An 11,947-nucleotide genomic window follows, 5' to 3' on the forward strand; every position below is an offset into this window, starting at 1 on the left:
AGGGCTATCTTGTTTTCGTATTCATCTTTATGCTGATCTACGTTCCGCAAATAAAAACTTCATAGACCAAAGACCAGATAAGCCAACCAGTACATAGACTGCACGACTCAAAAAGGAATTTTGCCCGCCAAAAATTGTGGCAACTAAATCGAACTGAAATAGCCCAACTAAAAGCCAATTCAAGGCACCAACGATTACTAAGAGTAACGCAGTTTTATCCATTTCTAAACCACCTATTACTTATTTAATTTGATATCCCTGCAGCCGCCAAGATATCTGGCTGTGGCACTGCAATATCTCGATGCAGCACATCTACATTCTTCATTAATGTATAGTCTAAAGCTTCTTCAATCGTTTCTATTCCAATGACTTCGATTGGCAATGTTTGATACATTTCCTGCCAGTTATCTTTAGGTATTAAAACTCGACGTGCTCCAGCCTGCTCGGCAGCGTACACTTTAGCACTAACTCCACCTACAGGTCTGACTAAACCACGAATCGAGAGTTCTCCTGTCATTGCTACTGTATTACTAATAGGGATGCCTTTAACCGCGGAGTAAATTGCCACTGCCATAGTTACACCTGCTGAAGGACCATCCACTGGACCACCACCAGGAAAGTTAACATGGATATCGTAGCTATGTAACTCCATTTTAAAACGGTTAGAAAGCACAGTAAGCACATTTTCTAAAGAACTTTTGGCCATACTTTTACGACGTATTGTACGACCTGGCGCATCTAATTCTTCTTCATCAACTACCCCAGTAATAGTGAACTTTCCTGTACCAGGAACAGCTGTAACTTCGATTTCAGTAATAGCCCCTACGTCAGCTCCATATACTGCCAGTCCATTTGCAAAACCAACTTGAGGAGCATCCGGTACTTTCTTTTCTGGTCTTCGACTATAGTGGCTAAAATTAATAACCCATTCAACATCTTTACAAGTAATGGATTGACGCTGCTCATTAATCGCAACACCAGCAGCGATCTGAACAATATTAACACCATCCCGCCCATTGGTAGAATACTGTTTTATCACTTCTACCGCTTTATCATCAATAGCAAAGTTAATTTTTTTCGCTGCATTATAAACAATTCTGCCTATCTCATCAGGTAGTATAGGACGGAAGAATATTTCCACACACCGAGACCGAATTGCTGGTGGAATATCTTGGGGGGTACGTGTTGTAGCACCTACTAAGCGAAAATCTGCAGGTAAACCATTTTGAAACATATCGTGAATATGACTTGGAATATTTGTGTCTTCACTATTGTAATAGGAACTGTCTAGGAATACTTTACGATCTTCTAATACTTTTAAAAGCTTATTCATCTGAATGTGATGCAGTTCACCTATCTCATCTATAAATAGTAAGCCGCCATGAGCTTTCGTTACTGCGCCAGGCTTAGGTTGAGGAATACCTGCTACACCTAAAGGACCTGCTCCTTGGTAAATAGGATCATGAACTGTACCAATTAATGGATCTGCAATACCGCGTTCATCAAACCGAGCCGTAGTGGCATCAAGCTCAATAAACTTCGCACAGCTTGAAAAAGGTGATAAGGGATTTCGTTTCGCTTCTTCTAGTATCAATCTCGCCGCCGCTGTTTTTCCAACCCCAGGAGGCCCATAGACTAACACATGTTGTGGGTTAGGTCCACACAAAGCTGCTCGTAAAGCCTTCAGCCCATCTTCCTGCCCAACAATTTCGGCAAAAGTCGTTGGACGAGTTTTTTCAGATAAAGGTTCTGTCAAAGAAATGGACCTCATCCTTTGCAGTTTGTCCATTTCCTTCTTAGACTCACGTTCAACAGCAACCCGATTTCCTTGTTGCGATCGTAACAAATTCCAAAAATACAAGCCAATAACAACGGCAAAAAAGAATTGTATCACCGTGACAATGTTTATCGCATAATCCACTGATTACAAAACCTCCTCCCCAACATTTCTGATTCTGAATTTAGTATTGGCAGACGGCTTGATTTTATCCTGTTAAAAAAAGTAAATATAAGAAAAGACTTGGCTTGTGCCAAGTCCTCAGACGCAGGTAGAAGCCTTAGTCGTTCTTACTTGGGATCAAGAAAGTGTTATACTTTCTGATTCCGTAAAAATAGGAGAGACTCTCGTCTCTCCTGTTTAACTCATGCTGATTCTTCTTTTTTCTTAGCCTTGCGATCAACCGTAACTAAGATAGGTTCTTCCTTATTCAAAACCACTTCTTTTGTTACTGTACATTTAGCCACATCTGCACGAGATGGTACTTCATACATCACATTGCACATAATGCCTTCAATAATCGCTCTTAATCCCCGTGCGCCTGTATTGCGCTTCAAAGCTTCCTTCGCAATTGCATCAAGGGCATCTTCTTTAAACTCAAGCTGCACATTATCAATTTCTAAGAATTTTTGATACTGCTTAACTAATGCATTCTTAGGCTCTAGCAGTATACGGACAAGGGCAGATTCATCTAGTGCATCTAGTGTTACAACAACTGGTAAACGGCCGACAAATTCGGGAATAAGACCAAACTTTAAGAGATCCTCAGGCAAAATTTGCTGCAAAAGATCACCAATGTTTTTCTTTTCCTTACTCCTCACTTCGGCGCCGAATCCCATATTTTTCTTACCTGTACGTGCGCTGATTAACTTATCGATACCGTCAAAAGCACCGCCACAAATAAATAAGATATTGGTCGTATCAATTTGAATAAACTCTTGGTGAGGGTGCTTGCGTCCACCTTGCGGCGGCACACTTGCTACAGTACCTTCTAAAATTTTAAGTAAGGCTTGCTGCACACCTTCCCCTGATACATCGCGAGTTATGGATGGATTCTCCGATTTACGGGCAATCTTATCAATCTCATCAATGTATACAATACCCTTTTCGGCTTTTTCTACATCATAGTCAGCAGCTTGAATGAGTTTTAGCAAGATATTTTCCACATCTTCTCCAACATATCCAGCTTCTGTAAGTGAGGTAGCATCTGCAATGGCAAAAGGTACATTTAACAATTTTGCTAAGGTCTGCGCTAATAGTGTCTTACCACTACCTGTTGGCCCAAGCATCACGATATTGGACTTTTGAAGTTCAACATCATCATTTTTACTACCGAAATTGACACGCTTATAATGGTTATACACCGCTACAGCTAATGTTTTTTTCGCAGAATCTTGACCAATAACGTATTGATCTAGAATATCTTTAATTTCTTTAGGCTTTGGAACATCACGAAGCTCAATATCAATATCTCCGCTTAGTTCTTCCTCAATAATCTCATTACATAGCTCAATACATTCATCGCAAATGTATACCCCAGGACCTGCTACCAATTTCTTGACTTGTTCCTGTAGCTTACCGCAAAAAGAGCATTTGAGTTGACCTTTGTCATCCCCAAATTTTAACATACTATCACCTCTTTATTTGGGACTTTCAAGACGCCTATCTCCCCGAACAACCACAGAATCAATAATACCATACTCTTTAGCTTGTTCAGCAGACATGAAGTAATCTCTTTCCGTGTCATGTTCGATTTTTTCTTTACTTTGACCAGTCTGATTGATCAGAATTCCGTTAAGAAGTTCTCTGGTTCTTAATATTTCTCTGGTATGGATTTCAATATCAGTAGCCTGACCTTGCGATCCACCCAAAGGCTGGTGAATCATCACACGTGCATAAGGAAGTGCATAGCGCTTACCTTTTGCACCTGCTGACAACAATAAGGCTCCCATACTTGCAGCTTGCCCCATACAAATTGTAGAAACATCTGGTTTAACATACTGCATGGTATCGTATATAGCCATACCTGCAGTCACAACGCCACCTGGGCTGTTAATGTACATATGGATATCCTTATCTGGATCTTCCGATTCCAAAAACAGAAGTTGGGCAATGACTACATTTGCCACATTATCATCAATGGGACCACCAATAAATATAATACGATCTTTTAAAAGTCTAGAATAGATATCATAAGATCGTTCTCCACGACTAGATTGCTCTACTACTATTGGTACAAAATTCATAGTATCACACCTCTATTGGTTTATTATTTTTTTATTACTCTTTTTCTACACTACTAATAATTAGCTCAGCAGCTTTTTTGCGTAATATGGAATCATATACAGTAGACATTTTTCCTTGTCCGCTGATAATTGCTTTCACATCCGCAACTTCAGCACCGTATCCTTTAGCGATAGTAGCAATTTCGAAATCTACTTCGTCAGGGCTTACTTCTAATGCTTCTGCTTTTACGATTGCTTCTAAAAGCAAATCAGTTTTAACATTTGCAATAGCAGACTCTTTGTAATTTTCGCGTAGTGCTGCCATGTCTGTATTCATGTATTTCATATAATGATCAAGCTGCATTCCGCGACTTTCTAAGTTAGCACCTAAATCTTCAATCATTTTAGAAATGCGTTCTTCTACCATAACTTCTGGAATATCTACAGTTGCGTTTTCAACAGCTTGCTTAATTGCTTCATTACGGAAATCGCGTTCTGCTTTTTCTGCAGCAGCCTTTTCTAACTTATTCTTAATGTCGGCCTTTAATTCCTCAACTGTGTTAAATTCGCTTACATCTTTTACAAATTCATCATCAAGCTCTGGTAATTCTTTACGTTTTACGTCGTTAACTTTTACCTTAAAGACAGCGTCTTTACCTGCTAAATCAGGAGCATGATATTCTGCTGGGAAGGTTACCTTAACATCCACTTCAGAACCAGCTTTTGCACCAATTACCTGCTCTTCAAAGCCAGGGATGAATGTATTAGAACCTACTTGTAATGGATACGCTTTGCCTTCTCCACCTGGGAAAGCTACGCCGTCAACAAATCCTTCAAAATCAATAATAGCAAAATCGCCATCTTCAACGATTGCGTCTTCTGCAACTACCATTTTTGCATGACTATTACGCATAGTTTCTACTTCGGCATTAATTTTTTCTTCTGTAACAGCTTCTGCTTCTACAGCAATTTTTAAACCTTTATATTGTCCTAAAGTAATTTCTGGTTTGGCAACTACAGTGGCTTTGAACACTAAATCTTTGTCTTCTGCCAATGTTACAACATCAATTTGAGGACGGCTTACTGGTTCAATATTATTATCTTCAAGAGCTTTCGCATAGGCAGGACTTGCCATGATTTCAAAAGCTTCATCTAATAATGCTTCTTTACCAATATGTAATTCTAAAATACGACGAGGTGTCTTTCCCTTACGGAACCCCGGAATGTTCACTTTATTAGCTAATTTACGATATGCCTTATCAACCGCTTTTGCTACTTCCACCTGAGGTACTTCAATTTCAAAAACCACTTTATGATTGTCTATTTTTTCTACTGTTGCTTTCATTTTGTATTGTATCCTCCCTATGTAATTACTTGGCGACATTTATGTGTAACGCCAAAAATAGTATTACCATTTTTAACATGCTTGCTATGTTATTACTAATGATTTTCTTACTTTGGACATAAAAATCACACTTTAGAATGTCATAGCCCATATGATACCATAATTATATAACAAAAACAAGATATATGCAAAAAACCCAGCAGTATCTGCCGAGTTCAATAATTCTATGGAGCGGAAGACGAGATTCGAACTCGCGACCCTCGCCTTGGCAAGGCGATGCTCTACCGCTGAGCTACTTCCGCATGTTTTGTTTTTTATCACCAACAACGTTATTAATTATATATTTAATCATTTTTTTTGTCAAGATCTCATATAATTTAACTTTTGTCTTTTTTAATAACGCACACCTCGCCCCCTTAATTGCATATTATGTAATAAATCACCGTAAAGGGGGATGAACTGTTGTATTATTGCTTACAAGATCATTGTAAATTGGTGAAAGGCGCCAGTAGAGGTGCAATTTATAATTTTAAAACAGGAAAGGTGCACTCAATCAACCCCAGTGCCACTCAATTACTTAGTGCCTGCCAAGGTAATGCCATCGAAACCCTGTGGGATATTACCTCTCCTGATAGCGAGCAGTATATGAATTTCTTAGAGAAACTAACAAAAACAGAATTGGGTTTGTTTCAGGAAACTGCTCCCACTTCTCTACCCGAGATTTCCTCACCCGCAGATCCTATAAAACTTGGTTTTCTTTGGTTAGAATTAACCTCGGCCTGCAATAGCAAATGCCTACATTGTTACTCAGAAAGTGGTCCTTCCCGTAAAGAGCTTGACAAAGTACCTCATGAGCGTTGGCTCTCGCTTATCGATGAAGCTAAATTAGCAGGTGCCACGGATATTCAATTGATTGGAGGAGAACCCCTCCTTTACCCTAAATGGCGGGAATTAGTTATTAAAGCCCATCAGGTTGGCTATGAATACATTGAAATTTTTACTAATGCTACTTTAATAGATGACGACTGCATTGACTTTTTTAAGCAATATAATGTTAATATTGCAACTACGATTTATGCCAATAATGCGCTTGTCCATGACCGTGTTACATTGCAACCCAATAGCTTTAATAAAACCATGAATGCGATAAAAAAATTGATGGCCGCAAATATTCCTTTACGAATTGCTTCTATTATTATGAAGGCAAATGAAGATGAAGTTGAGAATATTCTTGCATTATATGACGAATTAGGTATGACAGATTCCTATCCAGATGTTGTTCGTCCTACTGGTAGAGGAGATGATCAAGACTTACTCCCAACAACCTATTCAAAACCTCCTATTAGGCCCCCCTTTTATACAGATGAAACCTCCTTTACCACTGCGCATACTTATTGCCAATGCCTTGCAGGGAAGATTGCGGTAACTTCTACAGGCGATGTCATCCCCTGCATCTTCGCAAGAAATCAACTCTGCGGTAATATCTTGACAAATTCTCTGGCTGATATATTAGAAGGTCAGCCTCTGTTACAATGTTGGCATACAACAAAGAATCAGATCCTCAAATGTAAAGACTGTGAATATCGTTATTCCTGCTCGGATTGCCGCCCCTTAGCCCAAGGCAGTGACCTTGAAAAGCGCTGGTTAGCCTCGCCAACTGATTGCTCCTACAACCCTTATACGGGCACGTGGGAAGACGCAAAACCAACGTAACCCAATATACTTAAAGGAGGATCATAACATGTATTATGATGATGATGATGGTAATGAAAGAAAACCTAAATGGGACAGACCAGAAATGGATGATTGGGACGATGATTACAATGATGACGATGACGAACGTGTCATAGTAGGATGCAATCCCTCTAGTTTTTGCTTCCCTCGCCAAAGCTGTTTCCCTCGCCAAACTTGTTTCCCCCGTCAAACTTGTTTCCCCCGCCAGACTTGTTTCCCTCGCCAAACTTGTTTCCCTCGCCAAACTTGTTTCCCTCGCCAAACTTGTTTCCCTCACCAAACTTGTTTCCCTCGCCAAACTTGCTTCCCTCGCCAAACTTGCTTCCCTCGCCAAACTTGCTTCCCTAACCAGCATTGTTCCCCCCGCTTTTGCAACCCGACTTCTTCTTGCTGGCCTCGATAATATACATTTTTTCAAAAAGGCACCGGTTTTTCCGGTGTCTTTTTAATGAATTTCTCCCATCTTTTCTTATTAGAACCTCTAATATTCTACCAACCTGCTCCTATTTGCTACTTTACTGCTAAAAAAGCTAGAAAATACCGCTAATCAGGAGTATATTAACCACAAATCGCATTCTTGAACAAATACATTACTTTTTCCTACAAAATGCGTCAAAATGCTACTTTCCTTTTACTATAAGTACTGTATAATTGATTTCATGCCCAATTTTATAATTTTCCAAAAGATGGCTATACTATGTCGAGCATATTCCGCTACTATGCACAAGCACACACAATAAATATCGGAGGTAGATTCAACTATGATGCGATTCGTTCGGCGAATCCTTATTGGCAAACCCTTACATAATCAAGAGATGAGCCACGAAAAACTCCCAAAGTGGAAAGCACTTGCTATCTTTTCTTCAGACGCCTTATCCTCAGTGGCTTATGGCCCAGAGCAGATTATGCTGATGCTGACACTTCCAGGAATTTTAGCCTACGGTTATTTAGCACCAATCTCGATCGCTATTTTAGCTCTTTTAGCAATTGTAACTTTTTCTTATGTACAAGTAGCCAAGGCGAATCCAGGGGGTGGCGGTTCTTACTCCGTTGCTATTACTCACTTGGGCGAATTACCAGCCCTTACGGCAGCAGCTGCCCTATTTGCAGATTATACACTGACCGTAGCGGTAAGCGTATCTGCAGGAACAGCTGCTATTATTTCAGCGTTTCCTACACTAGCGCAACATGAAGTTCCCATCGATTTAGCTATTTTATTTGGCATTTTAATGCTAGTGAATTTACGGGGCGTTCGGGAATCTTCTACTGCATTTGTGTTTCCAACTTATGCATTCATTTTTGGTATTATTGCGTTGATTGTTACGGGAATTTTCCAAACAATTACCAACCATACACCTGTTATCCCTCCTGAATCCCTAACAAAACAAATGGATTGGACCGTTGTCGTACTTATTCTACGTGCTTTTGCAAATGGTTGCAGCTCGATGACTGGAGTTGAGGCTATCTCTAATGGCGTTCCTATGTTTCGCTCCCCTGAGGTACGCAACGCTACATTAACAACTTATTGGATGTCAGGAATCCTTGGACTTATGTTTATTGGTACTTCTTTCTTAACCATGCATTTTCACATTTTACCTTTAGAAGATGTAACGGCTTTATCACAAATCGCAGAATTAACTTTTGGACGTAATTGGGCTTATTATTACATACAAATTACTACTATGCTGGTATTATATCTGGCTGCTAATACTTCCTTTAACGGTTTGCCTCCCCTGCTATCTATTCTAGCAAAAGATGGTTATATGCCCCGCTATTTAGGGGTGCGTGGTGAACGTTTAAGCTTCTCTAATGGTATTGTACTCCTTAGCATTATTGCCGGCATTTTAATCGTTATCTACCACGGCAATACGGAACATTTAATTTCCTTATATGCCATTGGCGTTTTCCTTTCCTTTACCATTGCTCAGGTAGGGATGGTGGTTCACTGGCGAAAAGAACGAAGCCCTGGCTGGATTGTACGATCTACTGTAAATTCAGTAGGTGCCCTTGTAACTGGAATTGTTGTACTTATTATTGCTATCACGAAATTTTTCTATGGTGCCTGGTTAGTTCTTGTATTTATACCTGTGATGATTTTCATCTTCAAAAAAATTCGTTCTCATTATAATGATATGGCTGAACAGCTGCACTTACCAGTAGAAGATTTCAATCCAGAAGAGGAAGCAAATCTTAAAACTGGTAGAAATGTAGTTATTGTGCCTATTTCTACCCCTACTGGTGTAGTAGCGCAGACCCTTAAATATGCGAAAAGCATTAGTAATGATGTCATCGCTCTGCACATTGCAACGGATGAAGAAGTTGGTAAAAGAGTAGAAGTAAAATGGCAGGGATGGAATCCTGGTGTTGAATTAGTCACCATTTACTCTCCTTATCGTTTAGTGATCCAACCCCTCTTAGATTATATAAGTAATTTAGAACGTCAAAGGAATCCAGAAGACTATATTACAATCTTAATTCCTGAATTCCAAACTAAAAAATTGTGGCATCGTCTTTTGCACAATCAAACAGGCTGGATTCTTCGGACCTTACTAATTTTGAAGGAGAACGTTATCGTAACCACGATTCCCTTCCACTTAAAAAAATAAAAATTTTATAAAAGTTAAGCTGTACAACAAATTGTACAGCTTAACTTTTTTTACGGAATCAGAATTTATAAGTTTCTAGTTAAAAAGATTGAACCACAAAGACACAATGCCGCTATCGCGGCACACAAAAAAGATGGGAATGAAATGGATAGAACCCCTTTGTGACCTTTGTGTCTTTGTGGTTCAAAAAGGACGCGTAGCGTTTTTCTTATATCCATGAATATTATGGGGGTATTTTGACAAAATACAAGTAGGAGGTGTTACATATGACACTAAATTTAAGCCAAAAAGAAAAGATGTTATTACAAGATCAACAAAATCATGAGAAAATTTGCATAGAAAAATACCAATCCTATGCGAACCAGGCTCAAGATCCTCAACTAAAACAACTATTTAGTTCCTATGCTCAGCAAGAACAGCAGCACCTAAATACGATCACCCAAATGTTAAATGGACAAAATCCAAATATGTCGTCCTCACAACAACAGGGCCAACAACAAAGCCAAAACACTATGCAAAGTAATATGCAAAATTCAACCTCGGCAAGCTCTTCTTCACAAACAGCAAGCCAAAATGATAGCACCCTATGTACAGATATGTTAATGACGGAAAAATTCGTTTCTGGAGCTTATGATACTGCTATATTTGAGTTTGCTGATCCTAACGCTCGCCAAACTCTAAATCATATTCAAAAAGAAGAGCAAAAACACGGCGAAGGAATCTTCCAATATATGCAAAGCAAAGGCACGTACTAAAAAGATTTTATCTTCTTGCCTAAATAAATAGAATGACCATTGTTAATAAAAACAATGGTCATTCTATTTATTTAGCGTTTTATAGATTTTGCCTCCTTCTTAGAAGGTAGGTTTATCTTATTTGCGCTGTGATAATTCAAGCAAAATCCCGCCAGTAGCTTTTGGATGAACAAAAGCAATATTCGCACCGCCAGCACCATAACGAGGTGTTTCGTCAATCATACGAACGCCTTTTGCTTTAAGATCAGCAATGGCTGCTTCAATATTGTCTACACGAAGAGCAACGTGCTGCATGCCTTCGCCATTTTTTTCAATGAACTTAGCAATAGGGCCATCTGGTGAGGTAGATTCAAGTAATTCTACTTCACTATCACCGCAAGGAATAAAGCAAACTTTTACTTTTTGTTGTTCTACTGTTTCCTCACCCATTACTTCCATACCAAGCACTTCGGTATAGAATTTTTTTGCTTGTTCTAAATCTTTTACTGCAATACCAATATGGTCTACTTTTAATGTTTTAAACATCAAAAATCCCTCCTAACTTACTTTTGCAAAATAGTTGCCATTATATCATTGACAACACCATATGGATTCTTTTCACGACTTTCTACACTGGCTACTAGTTCATCAAATTTTCCATAGTTCTCTAGCTGCTTTCTTACATACCGGCCAACTTGTTCATCAAGCATAACCAATAGCTCGCTTTTGGTGCGATCTGTACGACGCTCGACGAATTGACCGGATTGTCTCGATTGGGCAATCTGTTCTTCTATGGAGGCTAACAAATCGGTAATGCCTTCTCCCCGATTTGCAATGACACGTTTAATTGGCGGACGCCAATCGGTCATTTTTTGATTTAGGTCTAACATCATTTCTAGTTCCGTATGTAGACGGTCTACACCATCATGGTCTGCTTTGTTAATGGCAAATACATCGCCAATTTCTAATATACCTGCTTTGATGGCTTGAATGTCGTCACCTAAGCCAGGTACAAGTACGACTAAGGTTGTATCCGCGGTTTTGACAATGTCTACTTCCGATTGACCAACGCCTACGGTTTCCACTAGAATTACGTCTTTACCCGATGCATCTAGGATTTTTACGGCTTCGGCTGTTTTACGGGATAAACCGCCTAAACTGCCCCGCGTACCCATGCTGCGGATAAATACACCTTCATCTAATGTCAATTCATTCATGCGTATCCGGTCACCTAAAATAGCCCCACCCGAAAATGGGCTTGTGGGATCAATCGCGATGATACCGACTGTTTTTCCCTGCCGACGATATTCTTTTGCCAATTTATCGGTCAAGGTGCTCTTGCCTGCTCCCGGTGGACCGGTAATGCCTATTATATGAGCATTACCGGTATGAGGATATAGTTGCTGCATAATGTTTACTGCATCATCATATTCGTTCTCCACCGCTGTTATCGCCCTTGACAAGGCTAAGCGAGAGCCTTTTAATAATTCTTCTGCAATGTTCATTGGTTACACCACCTCATGTTA

At 39.5% G+C, this 11,947-nt stretch carries 11 protein-coding genes and 1 tRNA gene; 3 read left to right on the top strand and 9 right to left on the bottom strand.

Going from position 1 to position 11,947, the window contains the following annotated elements; all coding sequences use genetic code 11:
* Nucleotides 1–27: 27 nt before the first annotated feature.
* The 6 genes from UFO1_RS15090 to UFO1_RS15115 all read right to left on the bottom strand — a co-directional run bounded on the left by UFO1_RS15090 (nt 28) and on the right by UFO1_RS15115 (nt 5,649).
* Nucleotides 28–222, bottom strand: coding sequence for a DUF378 domain-containing protein (locus tag UFO1_RS15090; protein WP_038672112.1), 195 nt, complete (start codon nt 220–222; stop codon nt 28–30).
* A 22-nt stretch (nt 223–244) separates the two neighbouring features.
* Nucleotides 245–1,921 (bottom strand): ATP-dependent protease LonB, encoded by a 1,677-nt coding sequence (gene lonB / locus UFO1_RS15095; RefSeq protein ID WP_038672114.1) that lies wholly within the window; start codon nt 1,919–1,921, stop codon nt 245–247.
* Nucleotides 1,922–2,142: 221 nt separating this feature from the next.
* Nucleotides 2,143–3,405 carry an ATP-dependent Clp protease ATP-binding subunit ClpX gene (clpX, locus tag UFO1_RS15100; protein ID WP_038672116.1) on the bottom strand — a complete coding sequence of 421 codons (1,263 nt, stop codon included), beginning with the start codon at nt 3,403–3,405 and terminating at the stop codon, nt 2,143–2,145.
* 12 nt (nt 3,406–3,417) lie between these two features.
* A complete protein-coding gene (gene clpP, locus UFO1_RS15105) occupies nt 3,418–4,023 on the bottom strand; it encodes an ATP-dependent Clp endopeptidase proteolytic subunit ClpP (protein ID WP_038672118.1) in 606 nt (201 codons plus the stop codon).
* Nucleotides 4,024–4,057: 34 nt separating this feature from the next.
* Nucleotides 4,058–5,347, bottom strand: coding sequence for a trigger factor (gene tig, locus UFO1_RS15110; RefSeq protein WP_038672120.1), 1,290 nt, complete (start codon nt 5,345–5,347; stop codon nt 4,058–4,060).
* Between the two features lie 227 nt (nt 5,348–5,574).
* Nucleotides 5,575–5,649, bottom strand: a tRNA-Gly gene (locus UFO1_RS15115).
* Between the two features lie 160 nt (nt 5,650–5,809).
* Between UFO1_RS15115 and UFO1_RS15120 the strand changes: the two genes are divergently transcribed.
* Nucleotides 5,810–7,060, top strand: coding sequence for a radical SAM protein (locus UFO1_RS15120; protein ID WP_038672122.1), 1,251 nt, complete (start codon nt 5,810–5,812; stop codon nt 7,058–7,060).
* Nucleotides 7,061–7,070: 10 nt separating this feature from the next.
* On the opposite strand, the gene UFO1_RS25280 is transcribed toward UFO1_RS15120, so the two are convergent.
* A complete protein-coding gene (locus UFO1_RS25280) occupies nt 7,071–7,436 on the bottom strand; it encodes a hypothetical protein (RefSeq protein ID WP_038672124.1) in 366 nt (121 codons plus the stop codon).
* 406 nt (nt 7,437–7,842) lie between these two features.
* On the opposite strand from UFO1_RS25280, the gene UFO1_RS15130 reads away from it, so the two are divergent.
* Complete coding sequence (locus UFO1_RS15130; RefSeq protein WP_038672126.1) at nt 7,843–9,687, top strand: APC family permease; 1,845 nt, start codon at nt 7,843–7,845, stop codon at nt 9,685–9,687.
* Nucleotides 9,688–9,953: 266 nt separating this feature from the next.
* On the top strand, nt 9,954–10,442 hold the full coding sequence (locus UFO1_RS15135) for a spore coat protein (RefSeq protein ID WP_038672128.1): 489 nt from the start codon (nt 9,954–9,956) through the stop codon (nt 10,440–10,442).
* Nucleotides 10,443–10,559: 117 nt separating this feature from the next.
* Here UFO1_RS15135 and mce read toward each other — a convergent pair whose 3' ends face one another.
* Together mce and meaB are read right to left on the bottom strand one after the other, a co-directional pair.
* Nucleotides 10,560–10,967, bottom strand: coding sequence for a methylmalonyl-CoA epimerase (gene mce, locus UFO1_RS15140; RefSeq protein WP_038672130.1), 408 nt, complete (start codon nt 10,965–10,967; stop codon nt 10,560–10,562).
* Nucleotides 10,968–10,984: 17 nt separating this feature from the next.
* Nucleotides 10,985–11,926 carry a methylmalonyl Co-A mutase-associated GTPase MeaB gene (gene meaB / locus UFO1_RS15145; RefSeq protein ID WP_038671995.1) on the bottom strand — a complete coding sequence of 314 codons (942 nt, stop codon included), beginning with the start codon at nt 11,924–11,926 and terminating at the stop codon, nt 10,985–10,987.
* Nucleotides 11,927–11,947 lie beyond the last annotated feature (21 nt).

Origin of the sequence: Pelosinus sp. UFO1 (assembly GCF_000725345.1) — a bacterium.
GTDB lineage: Bacteria > Bacillota > Negativicutes > DSM-13327 > DSM-13327 > Pelosinus.

What these genes read in the sequence shown, in the direction of transcription:
- UFO1_RS15090 (WP_038672112.1), bottom strand. Translation starts at nt 222, where the DNA reads ATGGATAAAACTGCGTTACTCTTAGTAATCGTTGGTGCCTTGAATTGG.
- clpX (WP_038672116.1), bottom strand. Translation starts at nt 3,405, where the DNA reads ATGTTAAAATTTGGGGATGACAAAGGTCAACTCAAATGCTCTTTTTGC.
- clpP (WP_038672118.1), bottom strand. Translation starts at nt 4,023, where the DNA reads ATGAATTTTGTACCAATAGTAGTAGAGCAATCTAGTCGTGGAGAACGA.
- tig (WP_038672120.1), bottom strand. Translation starts at nt 5,347, where the DNA reads ATGAAAGCAACAGTAGAAAAAATAGACAATCATAAAGTGGTTTTTGAA.
- UFO1_RS25280 (WP_038672124.1), bottom strand. Translation starts at nt 7,436, where the DNA reads ATGCTGGTTAGGGAAGCAAGTTTGGCGAGGGAAGCAAGTTTGGCGAGG.
- UFO1_RS15130 (WP_038672126.1), top strand. Translation starts at nt 7,843, where the DNA reads ATGATGCGATTCGTTCGGCGAATCCTTATTGGCAAACCCTTACATAAT.
- UFO1_RS15135 (WP_038672128.1), top strand. Translation starts at nt 9,954, where the DNA reads ATGACACTAAATTTAAGCCAAAAAGAAAAGATGTTATTACAAGATCAA.
- mce (WP_038672130.1), bottom strand. Translation starts at nt 10,967, where the DNA reads ATGTTTAAAACATTAAAAGTAGACCATATTGGTATTGCAGTAAAAGAT.
- meaB (WP_038671995.1), bottom strand. Translation starts at nt 11,926, where the DNA reads ATGAACATTGCAGAAGAATTATTAAAAGGCTCTCGCTTAGCCTTGTCA.